17 protein-coding genes are annotated in these 15,786 nt (G+C 70.5%); 11 read left to right on the forward strand and 6 right to left on the reverse strand.

The window, feature by feature from the left end; translation table 11 throughout:
- The first annotated feature begins 91 nt into the window (after positions 1–91).
- Both ACX114_RS29925 and ACX114_RS29930 read left to right on the forward strand, forming a co-directional pair.
- Positions 92–1,456: a M16 family metallopeptidase gene (locus tag ACX114_RS29925; RefSeq protein ID WP_459290151.1), complete on the forward strand. Its 1,365-nt coding sequence runs from the start codon at positions 92–94 to the stop codon at positions 1,454–1,456.
- Positions 1,456–3,045: a M16 family metallopeptidase gene (locus ACX114_RS29930; protein WP_459290153.1), complete on the forward strand. Its 1,590-nt coding sequence runs from the start codon at positions 1,456–1,458 to the stop codon at positions 3,043–3,045. Before ACX114_RS29925 ends, ACX114_RS29930 begins: the two co-directional genes overlap by 1 nt.
- Before the next feature lie 21 nt (positions 3,046–3,066).
- Here the strand turns inward: ACX114_RS29930 and ACX114_RS29935 are convergent, their stop codons facing one another.
- Positions 3,067–4,080 carry a DUF3616 domain-containing protein gene (locus tag ACX114_RS29935; RefSeq protein WP_459290155.1) on the reverse strand — a complete coding sequence of 338 codons (1,014 nt, stop codon included), beginning with the start codon at positions 4,078–4,080 and terminating at the stop codon, positions 3,067–3,069.
- Positions 4,081–4,278: 198 nt separating this feature from the next.
- On the opposite strand from ACX114_RS29935, the gene ACX114_RS29940 reads away from it, so the two are divergent.
- On the forward strand, positions 4,279–6,162 hold the full coding sequence (locus tag ACX114_RS29940; protein ID WP_459290157.1) for an OmpA family protein: 1,884 nt from the start codon (positions 4,279–4,281) through the stop codon (positions 6,160–6,162).
- Positions 6,163–6,208: 46 nt separating this feature from the next.
- On the opposite strand, the gene ACX114_RS29945 is transcribed toward ACX114_RS29940, so the two are convergent.
- Positions 6,209–6,676 carry an FBP domain-containing protein gene (locus ACX114_RS29945; protein WP_459290159.1) on the reverse strand — a complete coding sequence of 156 codons (468 nt, stop codon included), beginning with the start codon at positions 6,674–6,676 and terminating at the stop codon, positions 6,209–6,211.
- 87 nt (positions 6,677–6,763) lie between these two features.
- Positions 6,764–7,234 carry an FBP domain-containing protein gene (locus ACX114_RS29950; protein ID WP_459290161.1) on the reverse strand — a complete coding sequence of 157 codons (471 nt, stop codon included), beginning with the start codon at positions 7,232–7,234 and terminating at the stop codon, positions 6,764–6,766.
- A gap of 134 nt (positions 7,235–7,368) precedes the next feature.
- On the opposite strand from ACX114_RS29950, the gene ACX114_RS29955 reads away from it, so the two are divergent.
- The 3 genes from ACX114_RS29955 (at position 7,369) to trxA (ending at position 9,472) form a co-directional block, all read left to right on the forward strand.
- Entirely contained in the window at positions 7,369–8,058 is a 690-nt protein-coding gene (locus tag ACX114_RS29955; protein ID WP_459290163.1) for an Ig-like domain-containing protein, read from the forward strand.
- 48 nt (positions 8,059–8,106) lie between these two features.
- Positions 8,107–9,018 carry a LysR family transcriptional regulator gene (locus ACX114_RS29960; protein WP_459290165.1) on the forward strand — a complete coding sequence of 304 codons (912 nt, stop codon included), beginning with the start codon at positions 8,107–8,109 and terminating at the stop codon, positions 9,016–9,018.
- Between the two features lie 127 nt (positions 9,019–9,145).
- The gene (gene trxA / locus ACX114_RS29965; protein WP_459290166.1) at positions 9,146–9,472 is read left to right on the forward strand and encodes a thioredoxin; all 327 of its coding nucleotides are present in this window, start codon (positions 9,146–9,148) and stop codon (positions 9,470–9,472) included.
- 17 nt (positions 9,473–9,489) lie between these two features.
- Here the strand turns inward: trxA and ACX114_RS29970 are convergent, their stop codons facing one another.
- Positions 9,490–10,068 (reverse strand): TlpA family protein disulfide reductase, encoded by a 579-nt coding sequence (locus ACX114_RS29970; protein WP_459290168.1) that lies wholly within the window; start codon positions 10,066–10,068, stop codon positions 9,490–9,492.
- Positions 10,065–11,129, reverse strand: a complete 1,065-nt coding sequence (locus ACX114_RS29975; protein ID WP_459290169.1) for a CFI-box-CTERM domain-containing protein — start codon at positions 11,127–11,129, stop codon at positions 10,065–10,067. The genes ACX114_RS29970 and ACX114_RS29975 overlap by 4 nt, the downstream gene beginning before the upstream one ends.
- Positions 11,130–11,242: 113 nt before the next feature.
- On the opposite strand from ACX114_RS29975, the gene ACX114_RS29980 reads away from it, so the two are divergent.
- From ACX114_RS29980 to ACX114_RS29990, 3 genes are all read left to right on the forward strand, one after another.
- Entirely contained in the window at positions 11,243–11,530 is a 288-nt protein-coding gene (locus ACX114_RS29980) for a hypothetical protein (RefSeq protein ID WP_206790668.1), read from the forward strand.
- Positions 11,531–11,659: 129 nt separating this feature from the next.
- Positions 11,660–12,895: a S1C family serine protease gene (locus ACX114_RS29985; protein ID WP_459290171.1), complete on the forward strand. Its 1,236-nt coding sequence runs from the start codon at positions 11,660–11,662 to the stop codon at positions 12,893–12,895.
- Between the two features lie 150 nt (positions 12,896–13,045).
- Positions 13,046–13,318 (forward strand): vegetative protein, encoded by a 273-nt coding sequence (locus tag ACX114_RS29990; RefSeq protein ID WP_459290172.1) that lies wholly within the window; start codon positions 13,046–13,048, stop codon positions 13,316–13,318.
- A 38-nt stretch (positions 13,319–13,356) separates the two neighbouring features.
- Here ACX114_RS29990 and ACX114_RS29995 read toward each other — a convergent pair whose 3' ends face one another.
- Positions 13,357–14,100, reverse strand: a complete 744-nt coding sequence (locus ACX114_RS29995) for an RNA methyltransferase (protein WP_459290173.1) — start codon at positions 14,098–14,100, stop codon at positions 13,357–13,359.
- A 51-nt stretch (positions 14,101–14,151) separates the two neighbouring features.
- Here ACX114_RS29995 and ACX114_RS30000 point away from each other — a divergent pair, with 51 nt between their 5' ends.
- Together ACX114_RS30000 and ACX114_RS30005 are read left to right on the forward strand one after the other, a co-directional pair.
- Positions 14,152–14,742, forward strand: a complete 591-nt coding sequence (locus tag ACX114_RS30000) for a hypothetical protein (protein ID WP_206790660.1) — start codon at positions 14,152–14,154, stop codon at positions 14,740–14,742.
- A gap of 81 nt (positions 14,743–14,823) precedes the next feature.
- Complete coding sequence (locus ACX114_RS30005) at positions 14,824–15,780, forward strand: phosphoribosylaminoimidazolesuccinocarboxamide synthase (RefSeq protein ID WP_459290175.1); 957 nt, start codon at positions 14,824–14,826, stop codon at positions 15,778–15,780.
- The last annotated feature ends 6 nt before the right edge of the window (positions 15,781–15,786 follow it).

Raw genomic sequence — 15,786 nt, forward strand, 5'->3', positions numbered from 1 at the left:
GCAGGTGACAGGCGCTGTCAGAAAGCCGCCCACCCCGGGCCTACCTCCGGCGTAACGTCCCGCGCGTCCCCAGCACCGAAAGGGTCCGCGCATGCGCCGCCTGTTGCCCCTCCTGCTGCTGCTCCTGATGCCGGTGCTCCCGGCGTCCGCGCAGCAGCCTCCAGACGCCTCCCGCTTCTTCCCCTACACGCTGAACACCACGCGCCTGCCCAACGGGCTCACCGTGGTGCGCGTGCCGTTCAACTCGCCCGGCATCGTCGCGTACGTCACCGCCGTGCGCGTGGGCTCGCGCAACGAGGTGGAGCCCGGCCGCACCGGCTTCGCCCACTTCTTCGAACACATGATGTTCAAGGGGACGAAGGCGAACCCGGAGGGCCAGCGCGAGCGCATCCTCGGTGGCTTCGGCTTCGACGACAACGCGTTCACCACCGACGACATCACCGTGTACCAGGTGTACGGCCCCACCGCCGGCCTGGCGAAGCTCATCGAGTTGGAGGCCGACCGCTTCCAGAACCTGGAGTACTCCGAGCCGGCCTTCCAGACGGAGGCGCTCGCGGTCCTGGGCGAGTACCACAAGAACGCCGCGGGCCCGGACCTCAAGCTGGAAGAGGCGCTGGCCAAGACGGCCTTCACGCGCCACACGTACCAGCACACGACGCTGGGCTTCTACGAGGACATCAAGGCCATGCCCCAGGCGTACGCGTACAGCCGCTCGTTCTTCGAGCGCTGGTACACGCCCGCCAACACCACCCTCTTCATCGTCGGTGACTTCAACGACGCGCAGGTCGTCGCGCAGGTGACCAAGGCCTACGGCGGATGGCAGCGCCAGCCCACCAGCGTCATCATCCCCACCGAGCCCGCGCAGACGAAGCAGCGCACCGTCCACGTCGACTGGCCGCAGCCCACGCAGCCGCGCCACGTGCTCGCGTGGCACACGCCCGCCGCTCGCGCGGACACGCCCGACGCCGCCATCCAGACCATCCTCGCCGAGTACCTCGTGGGCGACACCAGCCCCGCGTACAAGGAGCTGGTGCTGGAGAAGCAGTATGTGGAGTCGCTGAACGTCTACACGACGCCCCACCGCGACCCGTACCTCTTCCCCATCGACGCCACCCTGCAGGACGAGAAGTTCCGCGCCGACGTGGACGCCGTGCTGCGCCGCGAGGTGACGGCCGTGGCTGGCGCCCCGGTGGACGGCGCGCGCCTGAAGGCCATCCAGGACCACCTGCGCTACGGCCTGCTGATGGACCTGGAGACGCCGCGCGACGTGGCCATCGACCTGGCCCTCTACGCGGGCGTGATGGGCCGCCCCGACGCGCTCGCCAGCTATCTGAAGCAACTGGGCAGCGTGACGCCCCAGCAGATCACCCTGTTCGCGAGGAAGTACCTCGAGGACAAGAACCTCACCGTCCTCACCCTCACCCCCAAGGCCGTCGCCGCCGGAGGGACGCCGTGATGATGACCCGCGCTACCGTGTCGCTCGTCCTGGCCGCCGCGCTGTCGCTCGCCGCCTGCGCCCACCACAAGCCCCCCGAGGAACCGCCTCCGGCGCCGACCCCCACGCCGCCGCCTCCCGAGCCGGGCTCCGTGCCCGCGGTGCCGCTGAACGAGCCGCCGCCGATGCACCTCGTGGTGCAGGCCCGGGGGGACACGCCCATCGTCAGCCTGCGGCTCGTCTTCCACACGGGCTCCATCGACGACCCGAAGGGCAAGGAGGGCCTCACCGCCCTCACCGCGAAGCTGATGGCGGAGGGCGGCACGCAGCGGCTCACCGCCGCGCAGCTCCTGGAAGCGCTCTACCCCATGGCCGCCGAGCTCAAGGTCGTCACCGACAAGGAGATGACCACCCTCTCCGGCCGCGTCCACCAGGACTTCCTGCCTTCGTTCCTGCTGCTCTTCACGGACACGCTGCTCCAGCCGCGCTTCGACCCCGCGGAGTTCGAGCGCCTGCGCGCCAACGCGCTCAATGCCGTGCGCAACGGCCTGCGCAGCGAGGACGACGAGACGCTCGGCAAGGTGGGCCTGGACGCGCTCCTCTACGCGGGGCACCCGTACGCCCACTACACCGGCGGCACCGTGCAGGGGCTCCAGTCCATCACGCTGGACGACGTGAAGGCGCACGCGCGCCGCGTCTTCACGCAGGACCGGCTTGTGATTGGGCTCGCGGGCCCGGTGGACGCGAACCTCCAGCAGACGATGACGTCGCGCCTGAGCGCGCTGCCCGCCAAGGGCGCGCCGCGGGTGGAGCTGCCCACCGTGAAGTCCTCCGCGGGGCGCACGCTCATCCTCCAGAAGCCCACGCTCTCCACCGCCGTGAGCATGGGCTTCGTCACGCCAATGCGCCGGGGTGACCCGGACTTCTTCCCGGTGGCGTTCGCGCTGTCGAACCTGGGCGAGCACCGCCAGTTCATCGGCGTGCTCTTCAACGAGCTTCGCGAGCAGCGAGGCCTCAACTACGGCGACTACGCCTACGCCGAGCACTTCATCGAGGACCGGGGCAACGGCACCTTCAACCGCACCAACCTGGTGCGCACCCAGCAGGACGTGTCCATCTGGCTGCGCCCCGTGGTGCCCGCCAACGCCGTGTTCGCCACGCGCGGCGCGGTGTTCTTCCTGGAGCGCATGTCGAAGGAGCCGCTCACCCCGGAGCGCTTCAACCTGGTGCGCGGCTTCCTCCAGGGCTACACGCGCCTGTGGGAGCAGACCGACCAGCGGCGGCTGGGCTACGCCATCGACTCGCTCTACTACGGCACGCCCCACTTCCTGGACGCCTACCGCTCCGCGCTGACGACGATGACGCCGGAGTCCGTGCAGGCCGCCGTGAAGCGGCAGCTCTCTCCGGAGAAGCTGGCGCTCGTGTACGTCACGGAGGACGCGCAGGGGCTGGCGGAGAAGCTGAAGTCCGGCGCGCCTTCGCCCATCACCTACGCGTCACCCAAGCCGCCGGAGCTGCTCAAGCTGGATGAGCTCATCATCCAGCAGAAGCTGCCGGTGCGTCCGGACGCCGTCCAGATCGTCCCGGCCGCGGAGTTCATGGAGCGCTGACGTCCGCGCCCCTTCCGGCGCTCAGGGGCTTTCCGGCAATGCCGTCCACACGCCGCGGAAGCGCTTGAGCGCCGGATCCTTCTGGCGCTTGCACTCCACACCGTCCACCTGCACGGTGCCGTCGTCGCTGAGCAGCAGGATGTCCTCGGACGTGTCGGGCGTGAAGAACGCCTCCGGGTTCACGCCGGACAGGTCCACCGACGTCACCGGCACCGGCGCGTCGTCCCCGCCCTTCCAGGTGAACAGGCGCGACTTCGCCTCGGAGGCGGTGGCCCCCGCCATGAGGAGGTAGCGCCCCCGCCACGACGACAGCGAGCGGATGCCCAGCCCGCCCAGGTCCAGCAAGCGGGGCTCCCCGAAGCGCGCGGACGCGCCATCGCGCACCACCGCCTCCGGGTTCAGGAGCGGCACCACCAGCGCCTTGCCTTGCGTCAGCGGGCTCCGGAAGCCAATCAGCATCCCGGGCGCGTCCAGCATCGCCGTCATGCCTTCGATGTTGAGGCCCCCCTGCTCCTTCGGCGGCAGCGGCTCCGCCTGCGCGAGCCCGTACGGCGCGAGCCGGGCGTCCGCGAGCAGGTCCTCCAACAGCTGCGTGTACGGCTGTCCGACGAGCTGCACGTGCTCGGGGTCTTCCACGCCGGTGGCGAAGAAGCGCAGGCGCGCGGGCTGCTTCTTGCCGGCGCTGTTGCGGCCGTGCGACGTGAGCCAGAAGGCCAGGTTGCCCAGCCGCGAGCCCGCTTCGATGTCGGTCTCCGGCGGCTTCTTCTTCACCGGCAACTCGAGCGACGGCGACAGGTCCACCGTGCGCAGCGGACGTCCGCCCTTCCGCGCATCGTAGACGCGCAGGATGTTGTCCTCGTCGTCCGCCACCACGAACAGGCCGTGGCCCAGCTCCACCGCGCCGGACGCGTCACAGCTGCCTTCGAAGACGACCGTGTTCGCGGGCGCGGCGGGCAACGCGTCGCGCCGCACGTTCGCCTCACGGGTGCCACAGCCCGCCACCAGGACACATCCCCACAGGAGCCACCGTTTCATGGCCCTTCTTCTCGCTGCTCACAGAGCATCACGCGCGACGGGAAACCGGAGGCCCCTCGCGAAATGTGTCGTAAGCAACAAGACACGCGGCGGATCCGAAGGGCTCGGGGTTTGTAGAAATGGCATGAGGCTGTAGCTCACGCACATCGGGGGTGGGTTTTCTTCCGGCGGGGGGAGGTGGGTGCTAAGAGCCTCAGGATGCAATGCCCCGACTCCCACCCTTCATGGAGCCGGTCCGCGTGCGGCGCGGCCCTGCGACTCGCGGTCCTGGGCCTGCTGCTCACCACGGCAGCGGCCCACGCCCAGCCTGACCCCTTCTCCCGAGGCTTCGACGCCGTCCCGGTGAAACCGACGGCCGCGCAGTCCAGCGGCATCGGCCTGGAAGGCGCCACCGTGGAACCGGTGGGCAGCTACCGGGGCGCGCTGCTCTTCGACTTCAACTGGCGCATCCTCGCGCTCAAGCTGGGTGACGAGAAGCTGGGGAACCTGCTGCCGTACCGGCTGGACGCGCACCTGCTGTTCTCCTACCAGTTGCTGGAGCGGTTGGAGCTGGGCGTGGACCTGCCCGTCACGCTCATCCAGGGCGACAACTTCTCGCTCCTGGGTGACGCGCTGAACCAGCCGGACTTCCCCGGCGCCGCGGGCGTCAGCGGCACCACGCTGGGAGACATCCGCGTGCTGCCGCGCGTGAGCCTCCTGAACCCGGACCGCTTCCCCCTGGGGCTCGCGCTCGTCACGGAGGTGCGGCTGCCCACCGGCAGCGCGCAGAGCTTCACGGGTGAGCGTGGCGTGGTGTTCGCCCCGCGCCTGGCCCTGGAGAAGCGGCTGGGGCCCGTGCGCGTCGTGGGCAACGCGGGCGTGCTGGTGCGCCCCGCGGCGCAGTACCTCAACCTGCGCGTGGACGACGAGCTGACGCTGGGCGCGGGCGGCATCGTGGACCTGCCGGACATCAGCCGGCTGCGCGAGGTGAAGGCCACCGCGGAAATGCACCTGCGCACGCCGCTGGCGCGCCCCTTCAACTTCGACCAGGCGGACTCGCTCAAGTCGCCGTGGGAGCTGCTGGTGGGCGCCCGCGCCAAGGTGTGGGGCGACTGGGGCGTGGAGCTGGACGTGGGCCGCGGCCTCAACGTCACCACCGGCTACGGCCGTGAGGCCCTGCGGGTCATGCTGGCGCTGCGCTACGACAAGACCTTCAAGGACGAGGGCCCGGACTCCGACGGCGACGGCGTGCCCGACGTGCGCGACCGCTGCCCCACGCAGCCCGAGGACAAGGACGACTTCGAGGACTTCGACGGCTGCCCGGATCCGGACAACGACGGCGACGGCGTGGCGGACGGCGACGACATGTGCCCCAGCAAGCCCGGCCCGAAGGAGAGCAAGGGCTGCCCGGTGGAGCCGGACAAGGACACCGACGGCGACGGCGTGATGGACCCGCTGGACAAGTGCGTCACGGTGCCCGGCCTGAAGGACTTCGACGGCTGCCCGGACACGGACTTCGACGAGATTCCGGACGGAGAGGACGACTGCCCCGACGTGGCCGGCCCGCCGGAGAACAACGGCTGCCCGTACGACGCTCCGCCCTACGTGGTGGTGGAGTCGGACCGCATCCGCATCAAGGGCAACATCCTCTTCGAGACCGGATCCGCGGTCATCCAGAAGCAGTCGTACCCGCTGCTCGACGAGGTGGCGACGGTGCTCGCCAAGAACCCGACGCTGGGCCCCGTGCAGATTGAAGGGCACACGGACAACAAGGGTTCGCGCGCGCTCAACATGGACCTGTCCAACCGCCGCGCGAAGTCGGTGCTCGAGTACCTGACGAAGAAGGGCATCGACCGCAAGCGCCTCACGTCGCAGGGCTTCGGGTTCGACCGGCCCATCGCCACCAACGACACGGCGCTCGGCCGTGCGAAGAACCGGCGCGTGGACTTCAAGCTGGTGAAGTCGGAGCTCGAGACCGGCCCGAAGGAGACCATCGTCCCCCACGGCCAGCCGCCGCCGCCCGGCACCGAGCCGGTGCCCGGACCGGGTGCGCCTCCCGCGACGCCCGCGCCTGGAGCGGGCACGCCGCCCGGCAAGAAGTAGCGCGCTTCGTTGGGACGGCCCGGCTCACGGGCCGTCCCGCGTGTCCTCAGGCGTCCGGGTTGCCGTCGATGCCCAGGGCCTCTTTGGCGAAGCGGGCCATGCGCTCGACGAGCTTCTTGTTGCTGTCCAGGACGCTCTGCCCCGCGCGGTTCGTCACGGCCTCCAGCCGCTCGCCGCAGCGCAGGTCCAGGCAGAGGTTCGTGCCCACCCTGCGCTTCGAGTTGGCATCCGTGGTGAGCAGCCCCACGTCCGCCCCGGTGGAGGTGTGGCACCACTCGCACATATGGGGCGACGCCGGGTCCCCCTGCTGGTCGCGCCGGAAGGCGATGCCCGTGGGCCGCTTGCTGCCAGGGGCGGTGAACACCAGGAAGACGCGCACGCCGTAGGGGTCGACCCACGCCAGGTAGTCCCGGACGAAGAGCGGGAACCGGGTGTCCTTCGGCAGCTCGACGAACTTGCGGTCCCGGGGGCGGAACGCGTCCAGGAACTCTTTCTCGGTCTCGATGAGGAACATGGGTGGCTGGATAATCTAGCGCGCCCTCCAGTTCCTGGCCGCACACCCCCTGCCCTGGCGGCCTGTCAGGGCGGCAGGCACTCGAACCTACGCATCCGCGCCGGGCGCATACCCCAACGCTTCGCTCGCGAAGCGCGCCATGCGTTCAATCAACTGCGCGTTGTCGTCCAGGAGGTTGCGACCGGAGCGGTCCGCCTGCGCCTCCAGCCGCTCACCGCAGCGCAGGTCCAGGCAGAGGTTCACCCCCACCCGGCGCTTTGAATCCACATCCGTGGTGAGCAGGCCGATCTCCGCGTCGGTGGACGTCCGGCACCAGTCACACATCTTGGGCGCCAGGGCCGGGTCTCCCTGCTGATCCCTGCGGAAGGCGATGCCCGTGGGCCGCGTGCTCCCCGGCGCGACGAACACGAGGAAGACGCGCACCCCGTACGGATCCACCCACGAAAAATAGTCGCGCACGAAGAGCGGGAGCCGGGTGCCCTTGGGCAATTCGACGTGCTTGCGATCCCTGGAGCGGAAGGCTCGCAGCAACTCTTTCTCTGACTCGATTCGGAACATGGCGTGCTCTGACGGACTGCCTTCAAGAACATCCTGAACGTGCTTCAGCCTGGTTTTGGCCAACCCCCGCGGACACTGGGTTGGAATCGCCACCGTCTCCAGCTTGGCGGGCCACTCGCGTTCCGAGGACCCCCATGCACATTTCCCTACGGATCCTGCCGACCCTGCTGGTCATCGGGCTTGGAGTCATGGCCTGTGGTGATGATGGCGCCTCCACCTCCAACCAACCGCCCACCGTGAGCGACACCATCTCCGCGCCCACGGCCCTGGTCGCGGGAGCGACGGGCACCCTGACCATCACCGCGAGCGACCCTGACGGAGACCCGCTGACCTACACGTGGACGCAGGTGGACCCCGTCCCCCAGGGCACCTGGGTGGGCGGCCCCCACGGCGAGAGCGCGCAGTGGTACTCGCCCGTCGTGGGTGCGGAGACCGCGTTCACCTTCCACGTGAGCGTCTCCGATGGCGTGAACCCGCCCGTGGTGCGGACCGTCACCCTGCCCGTGTCGGTGCCCCGCTATGCCGCGGACGTCCAGTCGCTGTGGAACTCCGGTCAGTGCACGAACTGCCACGGCAAGGCCGGCAACCTGAGCCTGGCGCCGATGAGCAGCCACGCGAGCCTGGTCAACGTCACCGCCAGGGCCTGCGGCACCCTCCAGCGCGTCGTGCCCGGTGATCCGGACAACTCGGCGCTGGTGCGGAAGATGGAGGGCACGGCGTGCGGAGACCGCATGCCCACGGGCAAGCCGGAGTACTTCGATCAGCACCCGGGCCTGAACATCCTGGTCCGCTCGTGGATCCTCGCGGGCGCGGCCAACGACTGACGCACCGCGGGCTCGCGCCCGTTCCAGCCGGGGCATAGGCTCGCGGTCGTGGCCGCGAACCCGCCCCTGCTGGACGACATGGTCCTCTTCGCGGAGGTGGTGGCGACGGCCAGCATCACCTCCGCGGCGGAGCGCCTGGGCCTGCGCAAGTCCACGGTGAGCCGCCGACTGGCCGCCCTGGAGGAGCGCCTGGGCATCCGGCTGCTCGAACGAAACACGCGCAGGCTTCGCCTCACGGAAGGTGGCCGCGAGTACCACGCGCACTGCGCGCGGCTCGTCGCCGAGGCCCGCGAGGTGAACGCGGCGGTGAGCGAGTCGCGCGGCACGCCCCAGGGCACGCTGCGCATCGCCACGCTGTCGCTCCTGGGCGAGCTGCTCACGCCCGTCATCGCGGAGCTGCTCCTGCACCAGCCCCGGCTGCGCGTGGAGGTGTCGCTCGCGCAGACGCACGTGGACCTCATCGCGGAGGAGTACGACCTGGCGCTGCGCACCGGGCCGCTCGCGGACTCGTCGCTGATGGCGCGCAGGCTCGGGCGTCTGCGCACGGGCTACTACGCCAGCCCGCACTACCTCAGCCGCCACGGCACGCCCCGGACGCCCGAGGCGCTGACGGCGCACGAGTGCATCCTGCTGGCCGAGTCCGGCACCGACGAGGTGTGGTTCTTCGGAGAAGGCCGGAGCGCGCGCACCGTGCCGGTGACGGGCCGGCTGCGCGTGCCAAGCGAGCGCGCGGGCCAGGCGGCGGCGCGCGCGGGGCTGGGCATCGTGCGGCTCGCGGCGTCGCTGGTGGCGGACGACGTGCGCGCGGGGCTGCTCGTCCCCGTGCTGGAAGCGGACACGCCCCCGGGCCTGCCCATCTTCGCCGTCTATCCGAGCAGCCGGCAGCTGCCCCTCAAGGTGCGCGCCTTCCTGAAGCTCCTGTCCACGCGCGGCGCCGCGCTCCCGTGGGAGGAGGAATAGGGGGCTCCTGGCGGAACAATGCGTCCCGCCAGGGGCGCTCGTCCGCGTTCCCGCCCGCGATTACATCCCGTGTGCACGAGGCGCGGATGCCCATGGGGGCCGCGCCCTTTCAAACAGGACGGGGCACATGGCTGGAAACGTCATCGAGCTGGGAGACGCGGAGTTCCAACGCGAGGTGCTGGAGTCGGCGGAGCCGGTGCTGGTGGACTTCACCGCCACCTGGTGCCCGCCGTGCCGGGTCATCGCGCCGGTCATCGACTCGCTGGCCGCCGAGTACAAGGGCCGGATGAAGATGGCCAAGCTCAACGTGGACGACCATCCGCGGACGCCCGAGCAGTACGGCATCCGCGCCATGCCCACCCTGCTGTTCTTCAAGGGCGGGAAGGTGGTGAAGCAGGTGGTGGGCGCCGTGCCCAGGGCGAAGCTGGAGGAGGCCGTGCGTCAGGTGCTCTGACGCTCGAGGCCCAAGGCCTAGCGCTTGAGCGCGCGCTCGATGCGGCGGCGCAGGCCGTCCTCGGACAGCATGCCGCGCTGCGCGTCGATGACCTTGCCGTCCTTGTCCAGGAAGTAGAGCGTGGGCAGCGCGTTCACCTGGAACGCGCGCGCCACGTTGTCATCCGCGTAGACGACGTACGGCCGCAGCTCCGGCTGGAAGCGCTGGAGGAAGTAGTCCACCTCCTGCGACGCCGTGGAGCCCTCGTCCCGGCTGGCCGCCACGAAGACGAGCCCCTGGGACTCGTACTCCTTGGCCAGCTTCACCAGGGACGGCATCTCCTCACGGCACGGCGGACACCACGTGGCCCAGAAGTCGAGCATCACCACGCTCCCCTTCAGGTCCGACAGCGCGAGCGAGCCGCCCTCGTGCTTCGTCAGCTGGAAGGCCGGCGGCGACGCCCCGTCCGGCACCAGCCGCGCCCGCTGCGCCTCGCGCACGCCCAGGAACGCCAGCGCCGCCAGCCCCAGCACCGCCACCACCGACAGCGCGGTCTTGGCCTTGTCCCCGCGCGCGCCCGGCGGCGGCGTCTCTTGCGTCCCAGCCTGCTGTGTCATCCGCGTTCCTTCCGTGTCAGGCGGCCGTGCACCCGCGTCAGGGCCCAGCGCACCCCGGCCCGGACCCGCGGCCGGCGCACCACCCACGCCGCCAGCGGAGGGCCCCAATAATAGTACCCGTCGATGAACCCCTGGCCGAGCCGGCTCTTCCGCAGAACGTCATCGCGGAACGCGCGGAAGGCCACCAGCTCCGGCGCGCCCTCGCCAAAGGCCGCCGTCACCACGAAGCAGGACGAGGCGGGGCTCACCCACATCAGCTTGCCGTTGGTGAGGTTCACCACGACCTTCAGCTCCCGCTGCTCCGTGTAGAGGAAGGCCAGCAGGTCGCGCCGCGCGGCCGGGAACTCCTGTCCGCCCGCCTCCTCGAAGTCGATGCGCGTGGTGACGGTGCTGCCCACCTCATCCACCGTGAAGCGGTAGCGCTTGGAGCTGCGCCGGTGCTCCACCTCCAGCCCCTTCAATTCACCGAAGTAGGCCAGGAAGGGCACGCGGCACGCCGGGCAGACGAAGCGGTGGTAGGCGTGTGTCGGGACGAAGGCGTAGTCCCCCATGCGCTTGCAGCCCGTGTTGGGGCACACCAGCTTCACGGTGGCCTGGGGCGCGTTGCGCGGGTCGTAGCGCGACAGGCCCGAGCCCTTGTCGAACACCGGCGGCGGCCGGGACGGCTGGCCCACCATCTGGCGCGTGGGGTGCGCGGCGCGCTCCAGTTCCTGGGCCTTGCGCCACGCCAGCTCCGCCGCCTCCAGCCGGCCGTCCGCGGTGTGCACCAGCGCCTCCGCGTGCGCGCGCAGGGCGGCCACCAGCCGGTCCACCAGCGGCGACACCGCCGGCTCACGCGCCACCGCGAAGGCCTCCGCCAGCACCCGCTCCATCTCTGGCAGCAGCGCCTGGGCCGCCTTGCGAGACGGGTCCTCCGCCCGCCGGTACACCGGGGGCTCGGGCAGTTTCGCGAACAACGCCGAGGCCTGGGCCCGCACGCGCTCCAGCGCCGCGTCCCCCCGCCCCACGTCCAATCCCGCCGCCCGCGTCTGGGCGGCCCTGATGAGTTCTTCGGGCTGCAAGCGCACGGACCTTAAGGGCCCCCAGGCCCCCTGTCAGCGACTGTGGAGCGACAGGTCAGGAAACTCGCCATGTGCCCCGGGCCGATGTAAGACGACGTAGGAGGATGTGAATCATGGGCGTGTTGAAGTTCCTGGTCTGGACGACCTGCGCGGTGGGTCTGGGCGTCTTCCTGGCGCGGGGCAACGTGGGCGGCCGGTCCCCGCTGGACCACATGGAGCGCACCTGGAAGCGCTCGGTGAACCCCTCCACCCTGGACAAGGTGAAGGGCGGCGTGGAGGACGCGGTGGAGAGCGCGAAGGGCGCCGTGTCCCAGAAGTCCGCGAACGCGGCGGGCCCGCGCGAGCGCATCACCGCCGAGGACCGCGCGGCCATCAACGACATCATCGCCAAGAAGAAGTAGGCGCCGAAGTAGGCGACGCCTCCCCGCGGGGCCGGTTGCTGATCGCCGCCCTCCCCCTTCCGCCCTCTCCACCCCGTGCCTAGGTTGCGCCGGGGCATTGGGTTGGACGGTGGTGGGAAGGCGGGGCCCATGGGTTGGACGCGGTTCGGGAGTGGCTTGAAGTGGGCAGTGCTGGCGTGCGCGCTGGGGACAGCGGGCAGCGCCGGGGCCCGCACGCCCGGGAAGTTGTGGCTGGAGTCGCAGAACCGCGCCGTCTCCCGGCAGCACTCCAACATCAGTGAAGTGGCTCGCAAGGCGATGCCGGCCGTGGTGTCCATCACCACGCGCCAGGACCTCGCGGAGGTGGCTCCGGGCGAGGAGCCCCAGCGCGGCATCGGCTCCGGGTTCATCATCCATCCGGACGGCTACATCCTCACCAGCGCGCACGTGGTGGACGGGACCTCGGAGGTCACCATCTCCATCCGCAGCGCCAACGGCTACGTGGAGGAGTTCCCCGCCACGGTGGTGGGCGAGGACGAGCGCACGGACTGCGCGCTCCTCAAGGTGGACGCCCCCCGGAAGCTGCCGGTGCTGAAGCTCGCGTCCGCGTCCCACGTGGGCATCGCGGACTGGGTGGTCGTCATCGGCAACCCGTTCGGGCTGGCGCACTCCGTGACGGTGGGCGTGGTGAGCTACGTGGGCCGCACGGACGTGACGCCCAACGGCCGCGACGGCGACTTCGACTACCTGCAGATGGACGCCTCCATCAACCCGGGCAACTCCGGCGGGCCGGTGTTGGATCTGCACGGCGACGTGGTGGCGGTGGCCAACGCCGTCAACGTGTCCGGCCAGGGCATCGGGTTCGCCATCCCCATCGACATCGCGAAGACGGTGATTCCGCAGCTCAAGGCCCACGGGCGCATGCGCCGCGGGTGGATGGGCATCAGCGTGCAGGACTTCTCCCCGGAGGTGGCGCAGGCGTTCAACCTGAACCCGCGCGGCCGGGGCGTGGTGGTGACGGACGTGGTGGAGGACGGCCCCGCGGCCCGCGCGGGCCTGCGCACCGGGGACGTCATCCTGAACATGGACCGGCTGTCCGTGGAGCGGGCGCACACGCTGCGCTGGCAGGTGGCCGCGCGCGGCGTGGGCCAGCGCATCCGGCTCCACCTGCGCCGGCTGGGCCGCCCCATGACGCTGAAGGTGAAGCTGGAGGACCTGCCCCTGGTGGAGGCGCCGCCGTCCACGCTGGCCTCGGGTGGCACGCCGGGCGAGCGCGCCGCCGGGGCCCGCTCCGTGCTGGAGGAGCTGCTCTCCCCCGTGCCGCGCACCCAGTCCGGCCGGTCCGGAGGCATTCCCAAGGCGGATGAGGGCCTGGCTGCCCCCTGACGGATGGGGCCTTCAGGGCCCTGGCGGGTCTCCAGGCTCCTTGCGTTCCGCGAAACCCGGCGATACACCGTCCGCCTTCACATCGTGGCGGATCCACCCACAGGTGGCGTCACGGGTCTTCAAGCATCGTTTCGCAGGAGAATCCGTACCATGGCCGAGGCCACCCAGACGACGAAGCTCACCCATTGGCCGCGCACCGCCAAGGGCGGCGGCAAGAAGGCGTGCACCGTGGAGGGCTGCAAGCGCCCCTACCGTGCCAAGAGCTACTGCTTCTTCCACTTCAAGAAGTGGCGCCAGGGCGAGCTGCCCCACACGCGCTACCGCGTGTGCTCCAAGCCGGAGTGCCGCGCCAAGGTCGGCCCCAAGGCCGGTCTGTGCGAGAAGCACTACGCCGAGACCTACAAGAAGGACGCGGCGGCCTAAGTCGCCCCCGGCTGTTCGCGTGGCGCCGGCCCCCCGCCTCAACCGCGGGAGGTCCCCGGCGCCACCGCGCGGCCCAGGTGTTTGAAGGCGTTGAGCCAAAGCTCCGCCTCACGCTGGGTCAACCGCGCACGCATCAACGTCCGCTCCAGCTCATGCAGCACGTGCTCCGGCGCCTGCGGGTTGAGGAAGTCCGCCGCCAGCATCGCCGCGCGCATGCGCCCGCTCAGCGCGTTGAGCGTCCCCAGCCGCGCGCCAGCCTCCTCTTCCTGATGCAGCGCGGGCTCTTCCGAGGTGAGCCCCTGCCGGTGGCAGAGGTACAGCAGCACCGCGGAGGACTGGGCCAGGTTCATGGACGGCTGCACGTCCGACGTGGGGATGACGAGCAGATCCTGGCAGTGGGTGAGGTCCTCGTCGGACAGCCCGCGCTGCTCGCCGCCGAACAGGAGCGCCACCCTGCCCCGAGTGCTCTCCTCCGCCAGCCGCCGCGCCGCGTCCTCCGGCGTCAGCGGGGTGCGCTTCTCCACCTGGGTGCGCGACGTGGTGCCCACCACGTACACGCAGTCCTCCAGGGCCTCCTGGAGGGTGGGAGTGACGCGCATGCCCGAAAGGATGTGGCCGCCCTTCACGGCCATCTTCTCCGCCAGGCTGAAGTCCTGGACCACGGGTTCCGAGAGGACGAGACGTTCGAAACCGAAGTTCGCCATGACCCGGCAGACCGCACCGAGGTTGTCGGGTGAACGGGTCTGATGAAGGACGACAGTCAGCTCCGCACCTGGACGCATGCACCGGAGTTTAGCTGGTGGTGCGTCAGCGTGATCGGTATATTCCCGTTGATGCGTCGCTGGGTCCCTGGCCTGCTCCTGTCGCTGTCCCTGCTCACCACCGCGTGCGACGGGACGGGTGCGCCCGTGCGCTCCTCGCTCACGGCGCGGCAGGCGCTGAGCAGCTCGCCAGAGGTGGTGGAGTTCGAGTCCCCGGCCGTCCGCCTGGAGCTCTTCCGGGACATCGCCCGCCAGTCGGAGCAGCAGGCCGGGCAGTCCGCGCAGGGCGTGGCGCTCTTCCCCATCATCCAGGGCAATGAGTTCGTCGCGGCGCCGGGCTTCGAGCCTCGCGCGGACCTGCTCCAGCCGCCGGACGCGGGCAGCGGCCTCCAGTTCGTGTTCGACGCGCGGACGGGCGACCGTTGGCCGGAGGACCGTCGGGAGAGCCTCCAGGGCCTGTCGGAGCGCGAGGCCGCGGAGCTGGTGGCGCGCACGCTCTTGGCGCTCTGGGGCATCCAGCCGGAGGGCGCGGTGCGGGTGGACCGTGCGGCGGGCGCGCCGTACGCGGTCGCCTACGTGGACGGCATCCTGCGGATCAACCCGGCGTTCCTCTATCTGGCAACGGCCTACGGTCCTGCTTCCATGACGGCGGGCCTCCAGTAGAGTCGCGCGCCTCATGAGCTGGCCCCGCTGACGCCGCCCCTTTCAGGCGGCCAGTGGCCGGGGCCGCGAGGCGCCTCCGACGTGAACACCTCCGCCCTCCACGCGCAACTCACCCACACGCTTCGCCAGACGGACCTGCCGTCGCTCGGCACGCCCTACAAGGGCAAGGTTCGCGACACGTACCGCAAGGGCGACACGCTCATCCTCGTGACGAGCGACCGCCTCTCCGCGTTCGACCACGTGCTCACCACCATCCCCTTCAAGGGCGAGGTGCTCAACCGCCTGGCGGCCTTCTGGTTCGACCGCACGAAGCACATCGTCCCCAACCACGTGCTGGACGTGCCGGACGCGAACGTCACCGTGGCGCGCGCCTGCCAGCCCTTCTCCGTGGAGGTGGTGGTGCGCGGCTACCTCACGGGCAGCCTGTGGCGCGACTACGAGAAGGGCACGCACACCGCCTACGGGGTGCCCTTCGCGGAAGGGCTGCGCAAGGACAGCGCGTTCGAAGCGCCCATCCTCACGCCCTCCACCAAGGCCGAGTACGGCAAGCACGACGAGCCCATCTCCGAGGCGGAGATCCTCTCGCGCGGGCTGGCCACGCCGCGCGACTGGGCCCGCATCACGGAGGCCGCCCGGGGCCTGTTCCTGGAGGGCCAGAAGTGGGCGCGCACGCGCGGCCTCATCCTGGTGGATACGAAGTACGAGTTCGGAAAGGTGGGCGACGAGCTCTTCGTCATCGACGAGATGCACACCCCGGACTCCAGCCGCTACTGGGTGGCGGACGAGTACGAGGCGCGCTTCGCCAAGGGCGAGGACCAGAAGATGTTGGACAAGGAGAACATCCGCCAGTGGCTCATCCGCGAGCGGAACTTCTCCGGCCACGGCGCGCTGCCCGCCATCCCGGACGACGTGCGCGTGGACCTGGCCACCAAGTACGTGGCCGCCTACGAGCGCATCACCGGCACGTCCCTGGCGCTGACGCCCGGCGACGTGCACTCGCGCATCGAAGGGCACCTGCGGGCGAAGGGCTACCTCTAGTCCCCT

The organism is Corallococcus sp. M7 (assembly GCF_054512695.1).

Bases quoted from the DNA above. Each gene is read 5' to 3' on its own strand.
- ACX114_RS29985 (WP_459290171.1), top strand. From the start codon at position 11,660: ATGGGTTGGACGCGGTTCGGGAGTGGCTTGAAGTGGGCAGTGCTGGCG.
- ACX114_RS29990 (WP_459290172.1), top strand. From the start codon at position 13,046: ATGGCCGAGGCCACCCAGACGACGAAGCTCACCCATTGGCCGCGCACC.
- ACX114_RS29925 (WP_459290151.1), top strand. From the start codon at position 92: ATGCGCCGCCTGTTGCCCCTCCTGCTGCTGCTCCTGATGCCGGTGCTC.
- ACX114_RS29980 (WP_206790668.1), top strand. From the start codon at position 11,243: ATGGGCGTGTTGAAGTTCCTGGTCTGGACGACCTGCGCGGTGGGTCTG.
- ACX114_RS29935 (WP_459290155.1), bottom strand. From the start codon at position 4,080: ATGAAACGGTGGCTCCTGTGGGGATGTGTCCTGGTGGCGGGCTGTGGC.
- ACX114_RS29945 (WP_459290159.1), bottom strand. From the start codon at position 6,676: ATGTTCCTCATCGAGACCGAGAAAGAGTTCCTGGACGCGTTCCGCCCC.
- ACX114_RS30000 (WP_206790660.1), top strand. From the start codon at position 14,152: ATGCGTCGCTGGGTCCCTGGCCTGCTCCTGTCGCTGTCCCTGCTCACC.
- ACX114_RS29950 (WP_459290161.1), bottom strand. From the start codon at position 7,234: ATGTTCCGAATCGAGTCAGAGAAAGAGTTGCTGCGAGCCTTCCGCTCC.
- ACX114_RS29970 (WP_459290168.1), bottom strand. From the start codon at position 10,068: ATGACACAGCAGGCTGGGACGCAAGAGACGCCGCCGCCGGGCGCGCGC.
- trxA (WP_459290166.1), top strand. From the start codon at position 9,146: ATGGCTGGAAACGTCATCGAGCTGGGAGACGCGGAGTTCCAACGCGAG.
- ACX114_RS29940 (WP_459290157.1), top strand. From the start codon at position 4,279: ATGCAATGCCCCGACTCCCACCCTTCATGGAGCCGGTCCGCGTGCGGC.
- ACX114_RS29955 (WP_459290163.1), top strand. From the start codon at position 7,369: ATGCACATTTCCCTACGGATCCTGCCGACCCTGCTGGTCATCGGGCTT.
- ACX114_RS29995 (WP_459290173.1), bottom strand. From the start codon at position 14,100: ATGCGTCCAGGTGCGGAGCTGACTGTCGTCCTTCATCAGACCCGTTCA.
- ACX114_RS29930 (WP_459290153.1), top strand. From the start codon at position 1,456: ATGATGACCCGCGCTACCGTGTCGCTCGTCCTGGCCGCCGCGCTGTCG.